Source organism: Vibrio sp. FE10 (genome assembly GCF_030297155.1).
Taxonomy (GTDB): Bacteria; Pseudomonadota; Gammaproteobacteria; order Enterobacterales; family Vibrionaceae; genus Vibrio; species Vibrio apostichopi.
On sequence record NZ_AP028067.1, the window covers coordinates 2,483,356 to 2,502,884 of the forward strand.

15 protein-coding genes, 2 pseudogenes and 1 riboswitch are annotated in these 19,529 nt (G+C 43.9%); of the genes and pseudogenes, 10 read left to right on the forward strand and 7 right to left on the reverse strand.

Annotated elements, in window-relative coordinates; all coding sequences use genetic code 11:
• Positions 1–244: 244 nt before the first annotated feature.
• The 4 genes from mukB to cmoM form a co-directional block, all read right to left on the reverse strand.
• The gene (gene mukB, locus QUF19_RS11045; protein WP_286293298.1) at positions 245–4,705 is read right to left on the reverse strand and encodes a chromosome partition protein MukB; all 4,461 of its coding nucleotides are present in this window, start codon (positions 4,703–4,705) and stop codon (positions 245–247) included.
• Positions 4,702–5,502: a chromosome partition protein MukE gene (mukE, locus tag QUF19_RS11050; protein WP_286293300.1), complete on the reverse strand. Its 801-nt coding sequence runs from the start codon at positions 5,500–5,502 to the stop codon at positions 4,702–4,704. Before mukE ends, mukB begins: the two co-directional genes overlap by 4 nt.
• Positions 5,483–6,820, reverse strand: a complete 1,338-nt coding sequence (gene mukF, locus QUF19_RS11055) for a chromosome partition protein MukF (RefSeq protein WP_286293301.1) — start codon at positions 6,818–6,820, stop codon at positions 5,483–5,485. The genes mukE and mukF overlap by 20 nt, the downstream gene beginning before the upstream one ends.
• Before the next feature lie 125 nt (positions 6,821–6,945).
• Positions 6,946–7,731, reverse strand: a complete 786-nt coding sequence (gene cmoM, locus QUF19_RS11060; RefSeq protein ID WP_286293304.1) for a tRNA uridine 5-oxyacetic acid(34) methyltransferase CmoM — start codon at positions 7,729–7,731, stop codon at positions 6,946–6,948.
• A gap of 115 nt (positions 7,732–7,846) precedes the next feature.
• On the opposite strand from cmoM, the gene elyC reads away from it, so the two are divergent.
• Complete coding sequence (gene elyC, locus QUF19_RS11065; RefSeq protein ID WP_286293306.1) at positions 7,847–8,698, forward strand: envelope biogenesis factor ElyC; 852 nt, start codon at positions 7,847–7,849, stop codon at positions 8,696–8,698.
• A 195-nt stretch (positions 8,699–8,893) separates the two neighbouring features.
• On the opposite strand, the gene torR is transcribed toward elyC, so the two are convergent.
• Complete coding sequence (gene torR / locus QUF19_RS11070) at positions 8,894–9,607, reverse strand: two-component system response regulator TorR (RefSeq protein ID WP_102434765.1); 714 nt, start codon at positions 9,605–9,607, stop codon at positions 8,894–8,896.
• A gap of 288 nt (positions 9,608–9,895) precedes the next feature.
• Here torR and torD point away from each other — a divergent pair, with 288 nt between their 5' ends.
• The 7 genes and pseudogenes from torD to QUF19_RS11105 all read left to right on the forward strand — a co-directional run.
• Positions 9,896–10,543, forward strand: a complete 648-nt coding sequence (gene torD, locus QUF19_RS11075; protein ID WP_286293312.1) for a molecular chaperone TorD — start codon at positions 9,896–9,898, stop codon at positions 10,541–10,543.
• Between the two features lie 317 nt (positions 10,544–10,860).
• Positions 10,861–11,865 (forward strand): HTH-type transcriptional repressor PurR, encoded by a 1,005-nt coding sequence (gene purR, locus QUF19_RS11080; RefSeq protein ID WP_286293314.1) that lies wholly within the window; start codon positions 10,861–10,863, stop codon positions 11,863–11,865.
• A 170-nt stretch (positions 11,866–12,035) separates the two neighbouring features.
• Positions 12,036–12,121, forward strand: a riboswitch (cyclic di-GMP riboswitch).
• Positions 12,122–12,248: 127 nt separating this feature from the next.
• Complete coding sequence (locus tag QUF19_RS11085) at positions 12,249–12,839, forward strand: TfoX/Sxy family DNA transformation protein (protein WP_076668914.1); 591 nt, start codon at positions 12,249–12,251, stop codon at positions 12,837–12,839.
• Between the two features lie 115 nt (positions 12,840–12,954).
• Positions 12,955–13,919 (forward strand): annotated as a pseudogene (locus QUF19_RS11090) (IS3 family transposase); the annotation flags it as partial.
• Positions 13,920–14,127: 208 nt separating this feature from the next.
• Positions 14,128–15,660, forward strand: coding sequence for an IS21 family transposase (istA, locus tag QUF19_RS11095; protein ID WP_286291968.1), 1,533 nt, complete (start codon positions 14,128–14,130; stop codon positions 15,658–15,660).
• Between the two features lie 10 nt (positions 15,661–15,670).
• Complete coding sequence (istB, locus tag QUF19_RS11100; RefSeq protein ID WP_286291966.1) at positions 15,671–16,393, forward strand: IS21-like element helper ATPase IstB; 723 nt, start codon at positions 15,671–15,673, stop codon at positions 16,391–16,393.
• A gap of 101 nt (positions 16,394–16,494) precedes the next feature.
• A pseudogene (locus QUF19_RS11105) lies at positions 16,495–16,737 on the forward strand (integrase core domain-containing protein); the annotation flags it as partial.
• A 74-nt stretch (positions 16,738–16,811) separates the two neighbouring features.
• On the opposite strand, the gene QUF19_RS11110 reads toward QUF19_RS11105, so the two are convergent.
• The gene (locus QUF19_RS11110; protein WP_286293320.1) at positions 16,812–17,171 is read right to left on the reverse strand and encodes a DUF3316 domain-containing protein; all 360 of its coding nucleotides are present in this window, start codon (positions 17,169–17,171) and stop codon (positions 16,812–16,814) included.
• A 379-nt stretch (positions 17,172–17,550) separates the two neighbouring features.
• Here QUF19_RS11110 and QUF19_RS11115 point away from each other — a divergent pair, with 379 nt between their 5' ends.
• Positions 17,551–18,231, forward strand: a complete 681-nt coding sequence (locus QUF19_RS11115; RefSeq protein ID WP_065111049.1) for a TVP38/TMEM64 family protein — start codon at positions 17,551–17,553, stop codon at positions 18,229–18,231.
• 63 nt (positions 18,232–18,294) lie between these two features.
• Entirely contained in the window at positions 18,295–18,612 is a 318-nt protein-coding gene (locus QUF19_RS11120) for a putative signal transducing protein (RefSeq protein WP_286293322.1), read from the forward strand.
• 111 nt (positions 18,613–18,723) lie between these two features.
• On the opposite strand, the gene QUF19_RS11125 is transcribed toward QUF19_RS11120, so the two are convergent.
• Positions 18,724–19,521: an alpha/beta fold hydrolase gene (locus QUF19_RS11125; protein WP_102434762.1), complete on the reverse strand. Its 798-nt coding sequence runs from the start codon at positions 19,519–19,521 to the stop codon at positions 18,724–18,726.
• Positions 19,522–19,529: the final 8 nt, after the last annotated feature.

Consider the following 19,529-nt stretch of genomic DNA (forward strand, 5'->3'; position numbering starts at 1 on the left):
CACCACTGCGATTCATTACCATACATTAATTGTGGCTTTGTGCGTGTGACCTCAAACAAGTTCCATTGATAATAACCATAAGGTATGAGTGGTCTTATCAGTGCGTAGAGGGGCTGAGTTAGGAATAGGGAATCAGCACAGCTTTAGATCGTCGGATTCAAGATACAAAAAAGCCCCTAAAGATTAGGGGCTTTGAATAAATATCAATTGAATCGTTTTCGAACTTATAGCTCAGCTATCAAAGTTATTGCTCAGTTTCTTCGATAAGCTCTTGCACCGGAGATGCAGGTTTGTTTTGAGCAAAACCTCTTAGGCCAACAACGTGTACATGTTCGTGGTCTTTAAATACCTTACGAACCAGTTTGTAGGTTGTACCTTTTTCTGGGCTAATGTTCTCTGGCGCAGCAATCAGAAGCTGCATGCCTAAACGGTCACACAGTTCAAACAGCGTAGAGATTGACTTAGAATCCAGACGTGCTGCTTCATCAAGGAACAACAAACGACATGGAACGATGTCTTTACTACGAAGTCGACGAGACTCCTCTTCCCAGCTCTGAATAACCATCAATAGGATTGACTGACCCGTACCGATCGCTTCACCCGTAGACAGTGCGCCCGATTCCGCTTGTAACCAACCATCTGAACCACGGTTAACTTCAACACTCAGCTCTAGGTAGTTACGGTAATCCAGTAACTCTTCACCAAGAACTTGTGGAGAACGTTGACCCATATCGATATGTGGATTCACACGTTGGAACAGTTTCGCCATCGCTTCAGAGAAGGTAAAGCGCGTTGATTCGAACAAGTCTTTATGCTGCTCTTGTTGAGTCGCTAGACCTGATAGCAAGATCTCGTGGCTTTCACGAATCTTAACGTTCAGACGCACGCCCTTAACCTGACCAAAGTAGATGTTCGACAGACCTTGGTTGAGCATACGAATACGGTTCTGCTCACGCTGAATCGTTTTCTTGATGATGCTTGCTACCGATTCAGAGCTGATCGCTAAGCGGTTTTCACGCTGCGTCAGTTCTTCTGTTAGACGAGCAAGTTCAACTTCCATCTCTTCGATTGCTTCAACCGGATCATCCGTATGAATGATGTCTTGGCGAATACGCTCACGAAGGTGTTGGTAAACCGCAATGTAGAACAGAACTTTACGCTCTGGATGCGCGTTGTCTTCAGATAGACGCAGCGAATCACGCAGGTCTTCATTGTCAGACACAGCCAAACGCAGTGCACCCAATGACTTATCCGACATAGAGCGAAGCTCGCCTGCCGTTAGATAAGCCAGTTCACGCTTATGCAGACGACGTTCAACATCATTCTCACGTGCTAAACGAAGTACTGAACACCAACCCGCTTTCGCTGCGACAACGAAGGTACGAAGCTCGGTGTACTCTTTCTGTACTTTCTTAAGACGCTTAGTCAGTGCTTTCATCTCAAGTTCAGTTGACGTAATGGTACGCTCGTATTCACTCTTACGACCACGTGAAGTATGCAAACGCTCATGCAGTTCGTCACGACGATGTACAGCACGTTCTTCAGCGCCTTCATCAGCATTTACGCCAAACTCTTGAAGCTCTTGTTTGAACTCTTGAACCGTTTCTTGTTTCGCTTGATGTGAGCTCTTCAGTGCTGCCAATACTTGGTTGTACTGGTTCATCTGTTCACGAGATTGCTTCAAGCTATCACGGCCTTTGGTTCTTGCTTGTTCTGCTTGCACCAACTTCGCTTTCAATTGCTCGCTCAGTTCGCTGCTCTTGTTAAGCAGGTCTACAGAGTCTGCATAAGCAAAGTAGTGACGACGTTCAATTAAGTCAGAAAGAGCAAACACTTTGCCTTTCAAGCTTTGTAGAGCTTGGTCTGCGTGTTGGTATTGCGCTTCTAGTGCCTCGAACTGTTCTGGGTCAGCATCGAGTGCTGAAACGATCTGCTCTAGCGAAGCCAGTGCTTTACCGTGGTTGTTCAGGTACGACTTAGCTTCACTCAAGCGCTCGAGTTGCGCTTCCAATTCAGCAAGACGTTCAACCAATGTTTCGTCTTCTAAAATACGAACCATTGGCGCTAATTTGTCTAGTGCACCGATTGCCTGCTTGCTTTGTAGAAGCTGGCTGCGTTGCTGTTGTTCTTTAGAGTCTAGCTCTGCCAGAGAACGAACAATTTGGTTACGCTTATCGCGAATAGACACTAGTGCCTGCTCTGGATCAGCGTTAAACGCAACGTGTAGATGTTTAGCAACAAAGCTATTGAACGCTTGGTATAGGCGATTCAGTTTCTGCGAATCAAACGCAGCTTTCGCGTGGTTCTCAACAACCACATCACGCTCTTCACGCAATTTCTCTAAACGTTGCTCACGAGCCGCACGTCCAAACAGAGGGATCTCAGGGAAACGAGAATAACGCATCTGGCGATCGTTCAGCTGAACACACACCGCGCCTTCGAGCTCGTCAGCATTGAATGAACTGTCATCAAACGCATCGACATCGCCTTCAAGGATGTAAAGGTCGTCTGGGCAATCTTCAAGATCCACCAGCTTCTCTTTAATACCGTCAAGATCAGACACAACAATCGCGTGACGCGCTGGGCCATACATCGCACTGAAATACGGTGCATCGCCAATGGTGATGTCGTCGTAGATCTCAGAAAGCAGCACGCCACCCAGAGTATCCGCTAGGCCTTTCAAACGAGGATCATTAGAACCGCCCGGTGAGGCTAAGCGCTCAATCTCTTGTTCAAGTTGCGCACGACGAGTCGCCAATTGATCTTTCGCGACCGCTTGAGATTTCTCATCTTCCAGCACTTGCTGCATTTGAGTCATCACCGCTTGGCTATCTTCTAGCTCTGCGTCTGTTTGATCCCTTAATGTCTCAAGTGCATCGTTGGCAGTGATCCATGCTGGAGCAATTGACTCCAGTTTTTGAATCTCTTGATCGTGATTTTGTTGAACACGACGTTGCTCACTCTTCGCTTCACGCAGTTCTTCTTGAGCGTACTCAAGCGATTCGATCTGCATAGCATGACGCTCGCGTTCTTCATCAAAGATCGCTTCATCGGTGAGTAATACGTTGTGTTGCTTTTGGTATTCGGTCGCTAGCTCTTTAGCTTGACGTTGCTGCGCTACATCACGAGCCATATCGCGGTGCTGTGCACGCCACTGCTGTTCGTTTTCAACAACGTGTTTTGCGTTACGGCCTTTCTCTAACGCTTGTTTAGCGCTGTGAGAAGCGTCTTTACGCTCTACGTCGCCAACAATGCTCTTAACAAGAGAAAGCGCTTTGTCGAACTGCGCAGAGGCAGCAGAAGACATGTCTAGCTTATGTTTAGTCGACAGTAGCGTTTGAGTGCTTGATTCTTCTTGTGCTTTTAGCTCAGAAACCAAAGTTAATGCGCTTTCTGCGGTAATCGATTCATCACCGAGTAGCTGCTTGGTTTTCTCTAACGCTTGAACCGCTTGCTGATATTGCAATGCACGAGTCTGTTGAACATCCAACGCTTGTTGGTAGTCAGCAAGCTGAGTTTTCAGGCTATCCACTTCTTCTTCAGTAATAGTTGCCTGCTCTTCCGCTAGAAGTACTCGTTCTTGAGCTTCTTCAACCACCATCATCTGTTCTTCTAGACGCTCATTAAGCTCTTCTAGATCTTCGCTGTAGCGAGCAATTTTCTCTTGCTGGCGAAGTGCAGTTTGAACCAACTGAAGATGATCCGAAGCCGCTTGATAATCTTGCTCAAGTGCAGATTCTTGATCAACCAACTGCTCCAACTCTTCTTGAACACGATTCAACAGGTTGTTTTGATTAAGCAAAGTCTCACGTGAACCAAACAATTCACCACGGAACTTCATGGTTTGATCAAGCTTATTACGGCGATCATTCGCATGGCGCATGTAGTCTGCTGCCACGTAATTGGTCGATTCGGTGATCAAGTGCTTGAACAAGTCACGATCCGACTGAGTCGTTTTGATCGCTTCGAGTGTCATGCGGTTTTCGCGAAGTGCTGATTCCATATCTTGGAATGCTTTCTTCACACCACCATTTTGTGGCAGAAGGTAATCACGCAGTGAACGCGTAATCGCACTTGAAATACCACCATAAAGTGATGCTTCAATCAGGCGGTAGAATTTAGAACGGTCGCTGCTGTTACGCAGTTTCTTCGGCACCACACCGTACTCAAACATTTGAGCGTGATAATCAACAATCGAAGAGAAGGCTTTAAAGTGCGCGCCTTCGTATTGTGCAACCGCCGCTTTTACATCGTTTAACTGACATACGCGAGCATGGCTGTCTGAAACGTTCTGAATCAAAACATCCGTTGGTTTGACATGGCTTGGAAGGCCTTGGATAACAAACGGTTTGATGTCTACTTTCTTATCACGCCCCGCAACTTGCTGCAGTTTTACCGCAAACAATAGGCGTTGGTTACGCGAGTTCACAACATCTAACGCGGCATAACATGCGCCAGGCTGAAGCTTACCGTAAAGGCCTTTATCACGAGATGACTGTGAGCTGCCTGCTTCCGTTGTATTACGGAAGTGCAGAAGGCTTTGGTCAGGAATTAGCGCCGTGATGAATGCCGCCATTGTGGTCGACTTACCCGCACCGTTACCGCCAGAAAGCGTTGTAACCAATCCATCGATATCAAAGGTACGCGCAAAGAAGCCGTTCCAGTTGATCATGGTTAATGATTGATACTTACCTCTTTCAATCATGCATCACCTTCTACTTTGTTCTGTTCGCCAAGGTTTGATTCGTCATCAAAGTCGGCTTGATCGTTAAAAATGTCTTGCTGACCGTTTTCGTCTACATCTAGTTCCGATACAGCTTCCGCTTGTTCTTCATTTAGCAAGCTGCCTTGGTTAGGCTCTTGGGTATGAACCACAGCTTCACCATCACGGATAAGACGTAACTGAGCCTCTTTCATGTCGTCGCCAACACGAACATCAGCACCAAAACGGAATACCGCTTCACTGATTCGGAACTTGCCCGTTTCACCAATCGCAATCAGCATGCCGATACGACGTAAACGACGTAAAGATGTGCGTACTTTTTCAAAGAGCTTTTCTTTATCCAAGTCAGAACCAGAAGCTCGGTTCGTCGCCAGTTTCATGAGTTTTTTCTCATCCGCTAGCGAAATCAGTTCATCAAATAGCTCTTGATTGGTAAAGATACCTTCGTGAGCTAAACGCTCTGGGCTTAGGTATAAGAAACACAATACCTTGCCAACGAGCATATCGAGCTCAGACAAAACACTTCGACCAATCAAAGACGTAGAACGCGGGCGCAGATAGAAGAAACCTTCAGGCGCTTTCACCAGTTCCGTGTTGTAGCGTTGGTAAAAATGCTGAAGTTCCACTTCGAAATCAGAAAGCAACGCGTGGTTGTCTAGGTCTTCTGTTGAAACATGCTTACCTGAACGCAGCATGCTATCTAGCGCAGGGAACAACGGGTTCGCTATCGCTTTTACCAGTTTCTCTGGCATGTAATCATCAGTACTTGTTAATGACATTTGCTTGTACCTTTGCACCGAAATCGTTGATTGCCTGCCAATCTGGCTGAATAGCCTGATAGTCAGACGCTGAGTAACCTAAGCGCACGGCTTGGTCGACAACAATTCTGGCTAAATCAAAATGGTGTGTGCGAGGGTGTGCTGCGAGGTAATCGCGTAGCACAAGACCAAGATCAATTGGCGCACCTTGCTGTTTGTGAGCTTTTAACATCTCTGCAATTCGGTCTGAAAGCAGGTCGTTCACTTGCTCGAATTCTTCGTACTCTACTTCCATCGGTGCTTGCCCCATCACTTCGTCATCACGAAGCATCAAGGCTTCATCACGAAGATCGGTCAGCTTTTCAGCATCGGCATAAGTCAGTAACCAAGGCGCATCAAAGTAGTCGGTAACCGACTGACGCAAGCGTTGGCTAAAGGCACGGTTTTTATCCATATCAATCGCGGTACGGATAAATTTATGTACGTGGCGGTCATAACCGATCCATAAGTCGATCGCCTGTTGGCCCCAACTTGTGATTCGATCGAGTTTCATTTGCAAACCAAACAAGGTTTCGCCTACGAACTCGAGTTCATCATCACCGTACACAATTTCTTGAATATCGAGGATCTGGGTTTGCAGTTCGTCACCGGCCGCTTGCAAGGTATCTTGCAATTCTTTTAGCGTGGCTGAGGTTTCCGATAGCAAAGACTCACAGTTATTGATCGCTTCTCGCCAATCCTTATTAAGAAGATCGGCGATTTGCTGTTTGACGGTTTGTTGCTGCTCGTCCATTACACGCTGGTTTAAATCGATCTGATCGAAGATCTCACCCACTGAATATTTCAAAACGCCATAAACGTTCTTTTGCCAGTGACCAGGTGTTCCGCCTTTTTGCGCAGCTTCAATCGCTTTAGCCATCTCATCTGCAACCATCGAAAGTTGAATCGACAGTTTTAACTTAGAGAATTGACGGTGACGTAAGTAATAATCTGAAATTCCGATCGCAAGTGGAGAAAGACGGTAGATACTTGCACCGTCGGTGATCTCACTAGTAAAACGACTGATCAGTTTTTGTTTAACCAATTCGTTGATAGCGTTGTTTGCACGGAATGCAGACGCTTCACCGGTATCTTCAAACAGACGAGTGACAATGGTAAATGCATCGTGCAATTCACCTTCACCTAGCTCTTCATCGAACCTTTCATTGCTTAGCACTGCGATAGCAATCAAAAATGCTAAGCGCTCTGGCGGCAAGTTTAATGAAAAGTCATGCTGCTTGACCCAGCCTACCAACTCATCAATTGGCTGCTCTTCGGCAGTTTGAGTCATTTCACTCATTGTGGTTCCTGTTACTGTTTTTCGTAATATCGAACGTGTTAGATATTACGCCTATTTCTTTATGACGCGGGCTTCTTACGATTGCATAGCGCATGTTGTGGCTTCTTTTACCACATTCACCGCTGTTATTGCGCAGGTTTTTGAGCCCAAACGTGAATATAACGGCCTAGCGACAGATATGGCTCTTGGCGGCATAGCTGTTTTTCTAGTTCCAATACATCTTCAAATTGGTAATCGCCCATGTACTCCATATTACCTATGTAGTCACTGAAGGAGCGAATGCCTGATTTACCACAGATTTCTAGACCAGCGTCTTCTATCCATTGATAAACCTCTTCTGGCTTCAAGCCTTTTTGTGGTTGCAGCTTAAACCGTTTTCGATGTGGCATCCCATTCAATACATGAGGAATGTTGCCACAAATCACATTTTTCAGGACTAATCCGTGGTGGTTGTAAAACATTATCGAGGCGACGCCACCGGGTTTGACTTGTTCCAGTAATAAATCAAGCGCCTCTTTGGGATCTGCGAGCCATTCCATTACGGCATGAAACATCACAAAATCGACTTTCTCATCGAGATGTTCTGCTACTTTCTGTACCGGAGAATGAATAAACCGATACTGCTCTAACAAACCCGCTTCGCTGATACTTTCTTCTGCAAGCTTAAGCATCTCAGAAGAGAGATCACACAGAGAAACGTTATGCCCTAACGCCGCAATTTTTTGCGACATCTGTGCAAGACCGCCTCCGGCATCAAGAACATGTAGAGGTAAAGCTGATTGCTCAAATTTGCTCAAAGCTTGTTCTAAATCTTCCCATACGATGATCTGACGGATCTCTCCTTTGTCAGAGCCGTAAATATTTTTTGCAAATTTGTGGGCAATATCGTCGAAATTACGGTCTTCAGTCACGGCTACTTGAGTTATTATGTCCTATCGTGCCTGCTATTCTGTCACAGGAATTTCAGGAATAAAGAGGCGATGTCTCTTTTTACTACTAAGTGATGTTTTTTCGGACTATTCGGATATGTTTGAGCTGAAAAAAGTAGTGTCTTCGCTATTGATGCCACTGCCAGCAATGTTAATTCTCGCTTTTCTGGGTTTAGCCCTAGTGATGTTTACTACCAAAAGGAAGACTGGTTGCCTAATTACCCTTTCAGCCCTCTGTGGTATTTTCCTAATCGCTTTCCAACCAGTTTCTAGTCAACTTTTAATGCCAATGGAAAGGCAACACACCGCATTTTTACCCGTAGACGACACCATCGACTACGTTATGGTTCTAGGAAGTGGTCACGTCGTCGATGACCAAATCCCACCAACCTCAGAACTTAGCCGCACAGGATTAATGCGTTTAAGCGAAGGCATTCGTATTCTACGCCTTTACCCTGGTGCAAAACTCATTTTGTCTGGCTACGGTGCAGGCACTGAAGTGAGCAACGCAAGAATGATGGCCAAAGTAGCGTTAGCATTGGGCGTAGCAAAACCTGACATCATTCTGCTTGAAACCGCTAAAGACACGTGGGAAGAAGCGCGCCAAGCGGCCGCATTCGTTAAAAATAAAAAGATGGTGTTAGTAACATCGGCGAGCCACATGACTCGCGCCCTGAATGAGTTCCATGCGGCAGGCATGAAGCCATTACCCGCACCAACTAACTACCTTGCACAAGAAGGCATTGTTGAACCTTGGAATAAGTACATGCCTAAAGCGCTCTATCTTGAACAGACAGAACGTTACTGGCACGAAACGATGGGATTGGTTTGGCAGAGCCTACGTGATTGGCTAGACACTAGTAATGACAATATCGAAGAACCTGTCGTTATCCCTGAACCTTCTATTTTAGAAGAAGACGATGGTGTAGCTTCTGCAGCGCAGTCTTAATGAGAGTTATTGATTTCAAATAGCTGCTTTAGTGTCACTGCTTTCACGTAACGGCTTTCGAGTTACTCATGAATCGTCAAGAAAGCTATAAGCTATAAGCTATAAAATGAAACGCAAATAAAAAGCCGAGACATCAATGATGTCTCGGCTTTTTTACGTTCAAATTTTGTTGCTGACTAGAACTCCTAAAGGGAATCAGTCTCCAGCAAACATGTAACCTTCACCGTGAACCGTCACAAAGATTTGTGGGTTCTTAGGGTCAAACTCCATCTTCGCACGCATGCGACGGATTAACACGTCGATGGTTCGGTCATTTGGAGCATCCACTCGGTGGCTGATCATGTTCAAAATACGTTCACGACTTAACACTTGGTTAGGGTAAGAAGAAAGCGCAACGAGCAGCTCATATTCTGCTTTAGTCAGCTTAACTGGCTCACCGTTTTTACTTAAAGCACGACGAGGGATATCAAACGTCCACTCACCAAAACGAACCACAGATTCGTCTTCTGCTTCAACTGTCGCACCAACCGCTGTTTTACGAGCAGCAGCAATACGCCAAAGTAAGTTTTTAACTCGAACTAATAACTCGCGAAGTTCGAAGGGTTTAGTAACATAATCGTCTGCGCCCATTTCTAGGCCTACAATTTTGTCGATGCTATCCGTGCGTCCAGTAACTAAAATAATCCCAATGTCCGATTGACTGCGTAATTCGCGAGTTAGCATCAATCCATCTTCGCCTGGTAAGTTGATGTCTAGCATAATGAGGTCAACGTTGTTTTCTTCCAACACGTTTCTCATTTGAGCGCCGCTTTCCGCTTCACTCACTGTGTAACCTTCGTTCTGGAAATATCCAACCAGCTTACTGCGGGTTACCACATCATCTTCTACGACTAATACGTGATAGCTCATCTACACCACTTTTCTTATTTAATAGTTTCAGTAACCATTCTATTCATAACTAGTAACAATTCTAGTGGTACAGCAGATAAAAGCGAGAAACATGAATCTTTTTTGATACAAGACAATCTAAAACCTTGCTATTTATCGTCCATCGCAATTCAATATAGGCATTACGACTAACGAGTCACTTTGCGTTTAGCAAATAACCTTGTTATTGAGCCTTGGTGTGCTTATGCCCAAATGACTTCACGATGCTTGGGTATATAAACATCACAAGACTAAATCAGGATCTATGAAATGAAAGATACGAAAGCATTCAACGAACAAAGAGCTGAAATATACTGGTGGCTATCAAGCTTGTTCGCTAAAGAGCTCACACAAGAAGAACTCGATCACTACCACTCTGTTGAGATTCGTTCTTTTCTGACTGGTTTAGGCGAAAACGAAACACTTAAGCCTGCGATTGATAAACTGGTAGACGCATTGAACCGTCTACAAACACGTGAAGATGCCCAACTAGAACTGTCTGCTGACTTCTGCGATCTATTCTTAAAGACAGATAAACATGGTGCTCTACCTTACGCTTCAATGTATATCGGCGAAACGGGTCTGTTAAACGACAAGCCAGCCAAAGACATGGAAGACATCATGGCTAAGCACAACTTGGTGGTAAACCAAGATCTAAAAGAACCAGCCGACCACATTGCTATCGAACTTGATTTCCTTGGTAATCTCATCATCCGTTCAAATGAAACTGAGCTTGAAGAAGAATTAGAAAAATCGTTCGCTGTTCAACAACAGTTTATTGAACAACAACTTCTTACTTGGGTACCAAAGTTCAACGCTAGATGTCGTGAGATCGATTCATTCGGTTTCTATGCATCGGTTGCCTCTCTTCTCGTTGCCTTCTGTAATCTGGACACTCAGTATTTAGCGGGTGAATAAGATTCGCTGATGATTAAGTAAACAAATTCAATAAAATGTGACAATTCACCCAGATTTCTGGGTGAATTTTATTGCGAGTAATTTCTAGTCAGTCTAAAATTGTGACCGCAAACGATAAAATATGAAACATTCACGAAATGCTATGCTTATTTAAGTTCAGAGCATTTCGGTGTTAAGACAAGCCGCTCAATAGCGGTTTTTTGTTTTTTAGCACTTTAATACCCCAAAGAGCCCTACAAATTTAAGCTCTTAGTTAGGTAGCTTAACGGCTACTTTATTCCGTACTTTGGGAAAGTAGCTTCTAATAGGATAAAACCATGGCCACGATAAAAGATGTCGCTCGCTTAGCAGGCGTATCAACTACCACCGTTTCTCACGTAATCAACAAAACGCGTTTTGTTGCAGAAGCGACTCAAGAGAAAGTAAACAAAGCCGTTGACGAATTAAACTACGCGCCAAGTGCTGTTGCTCGTAGCTTGAAATGCAATTCAACACGCACTATCGGCATGCTAGTGACTCAATCAACAAACCTCTTCTTCTCTGAAGTGATCGATGGTGTTGAAAGCTACTGCTACCGTCAAGGTTACACTTTGATTCTGTGTAACACGGGTGGTATCTATGAGAAGCAACGTGACTACATTCGAATGCTTGCAGAAAAACGTGTAGATGGCATCTTGGTTATGTGTTCTGACTTAACAGAAGAACTTCGTGGCATGTTAGATCGCCATGCAGATATCCCAAAAGTTGTCATGGATTGGGGGCCTGAAACCTCTCAGGCTGATAAAATCATCGATAACTCTGAAGAAGGCGGCTACCTAGCAACTAAGTACCTGCTAGAACGTGGTCACACAAAGATTGCTTGTTTAAGTGGCCACTTAGACAAAGCAGCATGTGTAGAACGCATCGCGGGTTACAAACGCGCACTCAATGAAGCGAAGGTCACAACCGACGAAAAGCTCATCATTGAAGGTAACTTTGAGTGTGATACCGCTGTACTTGCGGCTGATAAAATTGCTCAGATGGAAGATCGCCCTACCGCTGTGTTCTGTTTTAACGACACAATGGCACTTGGCCTAATGAGTCGCCTGCAACAGCAAGGCATTCGTATTCCTGAAGATATTTCGGTTATCGGTTACGACAACATTGAACTTGCAGAATACTTCTCTCCACCATTGACGACGGTTCACCAACCTAAACGTCGTGTTGGTAAAAATGCATTCGAAATTTTATTGGAACGCATTAAAGATAAAGATCATGAAAAACGTGTCTTCGAAATGCATCCTGAAATTGTTGAACGAAGCACAGTTAAAACGTTAAATTAATTGATAAATCGAGTTTAATTTCATTAAGCGCACCTTTGGGTGCGCTTTTTTTATAAGCAGCCAAAATAAACCCAGTTGCATAACACCAAGATCATTAATTGAAGCAACATCACATTTTGAAATATCAGGTGTGAGCCTCATTCAACAAAAACTTTATTCTATTAAGTCAGTCACGCACAGGGCAAACCACTCGAAAGAGTGAGACGCAAAGCTTCCGGCCTAAACCACTCGTTGGTATGGTAGCGGGGTTACCGATGGCAAAATGCAGTAGTTACTAACAATTTAGTAATTTACGGCTTATTGACAATTTAATTGCAACATTTTGCTAATCTCTCGGACCTGCTTATTTGGTGGCGTAGTTCAAATACACCGAGATAAATAACATGGATAAACCGATACTAAAGGACTCAATGAAATTATTTGAGCCCCTAGGAAAAATAAAATCACGCTCAATGTTTGGTGGATTCGGGCTTTTTGCTGATGACACTATGTTTGCTCTGGTTGTAAATGACCAGCTGCACATAAGAGCGGACAAAGACACAACAAAGCAATTCGAGCAACAAGGGTTTCAACCATACGTCTACAAAAAACGTGGTTTCCCTGTCGTCACTAAGTATTTCGCATTGCCGGAAGGTTTGTGGCAAGACCAAGAAAAAATCTTGCAACTTGCTACGACGTCTCTGGGTTTTGCTAAAGAAGAGAAAGCTGAGCAGTCTTCTGCTAAGCCAACTCGACTAAAGGACCTCCCTAACCTTCGACTGGCTACCGAGCGTATGTTGAAAAAGGCGGGGATCGATTCCGTAGAATGTTTATATGAATCTGGCTCTGTAAACGCATTTAACGCCATCAAGGAATCGCATGCTTCCTCAGTCAGCATTGAGCTGCTTTGGGCGCTTGAAGGTGCGATCAATGGTACTCATTGGTCTGTAATACCGCAGCAACGTCGTGAAGAGCTTATCAGTCGCGTCAATTAATATTGTCAGTTCAAACTATCTACATAACTAAGCCGCATTCTTGCGGCTTTTTTTATAAAAGTTGTACCGTCCTAAATATGGTTGACACATTTCCAACATGAAATTGGAGAGTGTCATGAAAACAACAAGTAGACGTACTCAACGAGATTATTCTCTTGCCTTTAAATTGGCAGTCGTAAGCCAAGTTGAAAAAGGCGAAATGACTTATAAGCAAGCTCAAGAACGTTATGGGATCCAAGGTCGCTCTACCGTTTTAGTTTGGCTTCGCAAACATGGTCAACTAGATTGGTCTAAAGGAACAGAACAATCGAGAGCGTTAGGAGCGACTATGTCAAACTCTTCCTCAACTCAAACCCCAGAGCAACGAATCAAAGAACTCGAGCAGCAATTAGAAGAGACTCAGCTCAAAGCTGAGTTCTTTGAAGCGGTTGTAAAAGTCATGGATCGAGATTTCGGTGTCCGAATCTCAAAGAAGCGCAAGGCCGAGTTATTAAGGAAAAAACGGTCAGAAAGTTGACCGTCACTAAAGCTTGTCACTTCATCGGTATTACACGACAAGCTTTCTACAAGCGCTGTGTTACAGAAATTCATCAGACAAAGAAAGATGAATCAGTACTCGGTTTTGTGAAGGAGCAAAGGATGATGCACCCTCGTATAGGGGCTCGTAAGATCAAGTATTTACTTGCTCAGAATGATATTGAAATCGGTCGAGACCGCTTATTTTCTCTGCTGAGAATGAATCGATTATTAGTGCCGAATCGAAGGGCTTATCATCGAACCACAAACAGTAATCATCGCTTTTACTGCCATCCAAATCGAATCAAAGAAGGCTTAATACCGGAAAGACCAGAGCAATTATGGGTTGCAGATATTACTTATCTAGCAACGCGGTGTGGTAGTACTTATCTCAGTTTAGTGACGGACGCTTACTCAAGAAAAATCGTGGGCTATCACATAGGTGATGATATGAAAGCTCGCACGGTCAAGCAGGCCTTTTTAAACGCGTTGAAAGAGCGGAAGAATACAGGTGAGCTTGTACATCACTCAGATCGAGGTGTTCAATACTGCTCTGTGGAATACTGCATATTTCGGAGCTAGCCGACCGCCTATTTCGGTTTTAATCGACCACCAAATCCGTTTTTAACCGACCACTCATTTCGGTTTTAATCATCCACTTTTCGGTGTGTTTCCGAAATCGATGGTCGATTTACCGAAATAAACCTCTTTTCTCTTTTAAATCAATAGGTTTAACCTGAGTCTTTCATGTTGAGAGCACTAAGGATAAATCATGCCGAAAAAGAGAATGCCAATGAATAAAATTAAGGAAATCTTACGCCTCCGATACGAGTGCAATCTTTCTAATCGACAGATCGCCGCTTGCCTCAATATTGCTCATTCCACTGTATCCCAGCATCTATCCCGATTTAAATCCAGTGGCCTCACGTGGCCACTGGAAGAGACTCATCATGAAAATCAAGTCACCCAAGCTTTGTTTGATGGTCGCTCATCTTCTCAGCATAAAGTGATGCCTGATTTCACTCTCTGCTACTTAGAATTGAAGCGTAAAGGGATGACTAAAGCTTTGCTTTGGGAAGAGTATTGTCATCAGCATCAAGACAAAGCCTATGGCTATACACAGTTCTGCGAACTGTATAGACGTTGGCTAAAGACACAAAAACGCAGTATGCGCCAACTTCACCATGCTGGTGACAAGCTCTTCATTGACTACTGTGGCCCAACGATCCCTGTTGTGAATCCAGATACAGGAGAATGCCGACATGCTCAGGTATTTGTCGCCACTTTAGGAGCGTCAAATTACACCTATGTCGAGGCGAGTGAGAGCCAAGGGCTTGAACACTTCCTCATGGCTCATGTGAATACCTTTAATCACTTTGGTGGTGCTCCGAATCTACTTGTACCTGATAATCTGAAATCTGCTGTAACGAAAGCAGACTGTCATAGCCCTATCCTCAATGAGAGCTACCGAAAACTGGCACAACATTACGGCGTTGCTGTGATGCCAGCCAGGCCCTACAAGCCTAAAGATAAAGCCAAAGCTGAGAACGCAGTTCTCATCGTAGAGCGCTGGATAATGATGCGCCTTCGCCACCAAGTGTTCTATACAATGGCTGAGCTGAACCTGGCTATCCGAAAGCTGATGCATGACTTAAACCAACGAGAGATGAAACAGCTTGGTGTCAATCGACATGACTTGTTCAACAAAGTTGACCGTCCAGCGTTAAAACCACTGCCATCGCAACCATATGTGTATATCGAAACTAAACGAGCAACCGTCTCCCCTGATTATCACATTCAATATAAAAAGCACTTCTACTCTGTGCCGCACCAACTTGTTGGGCAACAAGTTGAGCTTGAAGCAACGCATCAAATAATACGTATCTACCACAAAGGGAGCATTGTTGCTCACCACTGCACAAGCCAAAAAGAATATGGTCTCTCTACCGTTTACGAGCATATGCCAAGCAACCATCAATACCAATCATGGACACCCGAGCGTTTTATCCGTTGGGGAAAATCTATTGGGCCAGCCACAGGTGAACTGACTCAGATGTTGCTCAAACGCCCAGAGCATGAAGCATTGGCCTTTAGAAGTTGCTTTGGGTTACTAAGTCTTGCCAAAAAGCACTCAGACGCACGGTTAGAACAAGCTTGCCGAGATGCCTTAGTGACAGAGAAGCCATACCTTGGCTTCGTCAAAAACTTATTGAAGAACCATCGAGAAGGCACTCTCTCTCAGCCTTCCACTGATACCCCAAACCTTAAACACACTAATGTTCGTGGTTCCAACTACTACCACTAGGAGAAACAATATGGACGCAATAATCCAACAGTTAAAATCACTACGCCTAAGTCATGCTTCTGATGCACTGGAACAGCAAAGGATACACCCCGCGACCTATGCTGAACTTGGCTTTGAAGAAAGGTTAGGACTCATCCTTGATCATGAGATAGTGAACCGAGATCAAACCAAAATCCAACGACTTAAACGGCAAGCCAAGCTGCGCCTAAGCGCTAGCGGTAATCAACTGGACTACCGCCCAGAACGAGGCTTAAAAAGAGCAATGATGGGAGAGTTATTATCAGGCACTTATTTACAAAAGCGACAGAATGTCCTGATTACAGGTGCAACAGGTGCAGGTAAAACCTATGTTGCTTGTGCGCTCGCCGAGCAGGCGTGTGAGCAACACTGCCCAAGTCGTTATTATCGCCTAAATCGTTTACTTGATGACCTGAGTAGTAGCCGCCTTGATGGCAGCTATCAAAAGCTGCTACTGAGCTTGTCTAAGAAAAAACTGTTGGTTATCGATGACTGGGGAATGGAAAAACTCAGCCAAGAGCATGCAAGTAATCTTCTCGAAGTGCTAGAAGATAGATACCAAGAGTGCAGTACAATCATTATCAGCCAACTACCTGTAAAAGAATGGCACGAGATGATCGACAACTCGACGATCGCTGATGCGATCTTAGATAGGTTGGTTCATCAAAGTCATAGAATCGAGTTACGAGGGGAATCAATGAGAAAACTGGCTTAAATCGACCACTTGGAGTAAAACTAAGGAAGAGAAAAGAGAGGCTTAAAAAGGTGGTCGATTAAAAACGAAACTAGGGGTCACATCAGCCGAAATACGCAGAATACCAAGAGTTGCATCGACAGTATGATGTATCTTGCTCAATGACTGATGGCTATGACTGTTATCAGAATGCGTTGGCGGAGAGGATCAACGGAATATTGAAGATGGAGTATCTGTTGAATAAGCCTAATGATTTAGATGAAGCAAAGAAAATGGTCGCCGAATCAGTAAAAATCTATAATGAATATAGGCCTCACACCGCTCTAAAATACAAAACGCCCGATGAAGTACATCGAGCGTTTTAGTCAATCAAGTGTCAACCCATATCAGGACGGGTCAAGTAGCTCTCCTTAAAACTAGAGAGCTAACACTGGACTGATTAAAAAGATGGACGGTAGTAATATTTGTAATCAACTTTTACCATAGGTACAAAATTGATGGTTCCTGAAGAGTCCATAATCTCTTTGACTTTAATGGAACCGTTCTTGATTTCAAAAGATCTCACATCTACCTTTTCAGAAGCTTGAGGAAGGATACGGCTAAGCTCAAAAGATTCTTTATTACTCAGATCTTGCCATATTTTCTTTCCATCTTCGTAAGCCTGGTTTTGAGTAGATACTGTTTCACCTTTGAATATTTTTGACTCAGCGGCAACCCGGTGGTAGACACCAGCCCCTGTTGCTTGAAAAGAGATAAGACCTGCAGTAGCAATAACAGTAATCAGTGATAAAAATTTCATAGCTAACTCCTTAGTTTTATGCCTGAATCATTATCGGAACAACCTTTACGTCTCGATTGTTACGTATATAGAACGTACCAAGACCAAATGTATTTCAATTTCCTATCACTTTTTGTAGTCTTAAAATTTATTCAATAGAATTTATTTAAGGAAAACAACCTCCTACCTTAGAAAGAAAAAACACATCTGATCTAGCATATGTTTAACGTCGAACCCATCTGCTATCGCCTCAACTCGATACGAGGTAGCAAGACGTATTGATAAAGAAGGCCAGCAATCAAAAAAAATTAGCAGTTTTTTATGTCTGTTGAAAGTTAATCTATGCTTTGCCTGTCTATCTATACTAATGGTATGCATTGAAAAATTAGAGGAAGTATCAATGAGTAAGAAAATGATATTGGGTATCGTGTTGGTCGTAACCATCGTCCTATTAGGCGTCAATTTCGGCCAATACCTAACACTTGAGAATGCGAAAGCTCAACAAGCTGTTTTGAATGACTACATCGAGAGCAATTTTATTGCCGCTGCTGCGATTTACTTCGCCGCCTATGTCATGATCACGGCCTTCTCAATCCCTGGCGCTGCGGTTGTTACACTGTTGGGCGCTGCGCTGTTTGGTTTCTGGAACAGTTTACTGCTGGTGTCTTTCGCAAGTGCTATTGGTGCAACCCTTGCCTTCTTAAGTAGCCGTTACCTGTTACGTGACTGGATCCAAACCAAATTTGGTGACAAGTTAGCAACGATTAACAAAGGCGTTGAAAAAGACGGGGCATTTTACTTATTCTCTCTACGTCTGATTCCTGTCTTCCCATTTTTCCTTATCAACTTGTTAATGGGCTTAACCCCAATGTCGGTGACTCGTTACTACATCACAAGTCAAATAGGCATGTTGCCAGGTACTGCGGTTTTCTTGAATGCTGGTACTCAACTCGCAGAAATTGATTCACTTTCGGGTATCGTATCTCCTTCAGTATTATTGTCGTTTGCTTTGTTGGGGGTATTCCCAATTATTGCTAAATGGTTGATGAGTAAGTTTCGCTCAGCACCTGTCGCTGACTAATGTGTATAGCGGAATAACGTATATAGCTGACTAAAACCCAAAGCCGAATAAGGTTCTATTTCAATGAAAATCTTCAGTGCATCGAATCCTACAGAAGCCCATATCATCTGTGGATTGTTAGAAAGTGAGAATATTGCGTGTGAAGTCCGTGGTGAGGGTTTGTTTGGTTTGAAAGGTGAAATCCCATTCACTGAGGAAACTGACCCTTACGTATGGTTATATGAGCCAGAATTGGCCAATAAAGCCCGCACGATCGTCAATGACTACCAAAAACAGCAAGATTCGATCATCTATGAAGAGTGGCGTTGTGGTGAATGCCATGAAGTCAACGAAGCGCAATTCGGTTCTTGCTGGCAATGTGGCGCTGCATCACCAGAGTAACAAGATAACGAACGATACTCCTCCCTTAAAATAAAAACGGGAAGCTAATATTAGCTTCCCGTTTTTATTTAATTAGACTTATTCATCTGCTCTGATAGCGAACCAAGAGAATCACTGGATTTGTTTTTGAATAAACGCGATAGAACGTTGGTTGAACTCTTCAGGGTTTTCTACATTACACACATGTCCGCAATTCGCTATTTCCACTAACTCACTCGACTCGTGCGCTGCAACCATCTCTTTTACGGGTTTGATGAACATGTAGTCACGTTCTCCCATCAAGTAAAGGGTTGGGATCGGCAACTCTCTATCTTTGAAGTACTTCATAAGAGGGTTCACATCAGCAGTTAGGATAAACCAGCGTTTAAACTCTTTTTGACACAGTTTCTTGGCTTCGCGGATAAATAGATGGCGAGATTCTTTTTGGCTCTTCTGCGGCATGACAACATAAGCAAAAAGACTGTATAGCCACATGTATGGAATGATGTGCTTGCTTAAGTTACCCAGCTTTATTAACACTTGCGAACGGGTATTGAGCTTAGTCACCGCCCCACCAAGTACCATTGAACGCACGCGTCCCGCGGCTAATTCCGCTACGTTGCGAACAATAATCGTCCCAAGAGACATACCAACGAAATGCGCTGAGCGGATTTTAAGATGATCCAGTACTTTGAGGATATCGAGTGTGACCGATTTGAACGTATAGCGGTTCGCTATCAGCTCTTTTAGAATATTGTCTGACTTACCATGCCCTCTCAGATCAATGAGAAGCAAGTTGAAATGTTGTTTATACGCTTTGATCTGCTTGAACCAGATTGAGGAGCTGCCTCCCGCGCCATGCACAAACACAACCCATTCATCGCTCGTAGGGTGAGTAAATGTTTTATGAAATAATAAACTCTCAGACATACCTATCG

Coding starts and splice junctions, on each gene's coding strand:
- mukF (WP_286293301.1), bottom strand. CDS start 6,820: ATGAGTGAAATGACTCAAACTGCCGAAGAGCAGCCAATTGATGAGTTG.
- QUF19_RS11085 (WP_076668914.1), top strand. CDS start 12,249: ATGGATAAACCGATACTAAAGGACTCAATGAAATTATTTGAGCCCCTA.
- elyC (WP_286293306.1), top strand. CDS start 7,847: ATGTTTGAGCTGAAAAAAGTAGTGTCTTCGCTATTGATGCCACTGCCA.
- QUF19_RS11115 (WP_065111049.1), top strand. CDS start 17,551: ATGAGTAAGAAAATGATATTGGGTATCGTGTTGGTCGTAACCATCGTC.
- QUF19_RS11120 (WP_286293322.1), top strand. CDS start 18,295: ATGAAAATCTTCAGTGCATCGAATCCTACAGAAGCCCATATCATCTGT.
- mukE (WP_286293300.1), bottom strand. CDS start 5,502: ATGTCATTAACAAGTACTGATGATTACATGCCAGAGAAACTGGTAAAA.
- istA (WP_286291968.1), top strand. CDS start 14,128: ATGCCGAAAAAGAGAATGCCAATGAATAAAATTAAGGAAATCTTACGC.
- mukB (WP_286293298.1), bottom strand. CDS start 4,705: ATGATTGAAAGAGGTAAGTATCAATCATTAACCATGATCAACTGGAAC.
- torR (WP_102434765.1), bottom strand. CDS start 9,607: ATGAGCTATCACGTATTAGTCGTAGAAGATGATGTGGTAACCCGCAGT.
- QUF19_RS11125 (WP_102434762.1), bottom strand. CDS start 19,521: ATGTCTGAGAGTTTATTATTTCATAAAACATTTACTCACCCTACGAGC.
- purR (WP_286293314.1), top strand. CDS start 10,861: ATGGCCACGATAAAAGATGTCGCTCGCTTAGCAGGCGTATCAACTACC.
- QUF19_RS11110 (WP_286293320.1), bottom strand. CDS start 17,171: ATGAAATTTTTATCACTGATTACTGTTATTGCTACTGCAGGTCTTATC.
- istB (WP_286291966.1), top strand. CDS start 15,671: ATGGACGCAATAATCCAACAGTTAAAATCACTACGCCTAAGTCATGCT.
- torD (WP_286293312.1), top strand. CDS start 9,896: ATGAAAGATACGAAAGCATTCAACGAACAAAGAGCTGAAATATACTGG.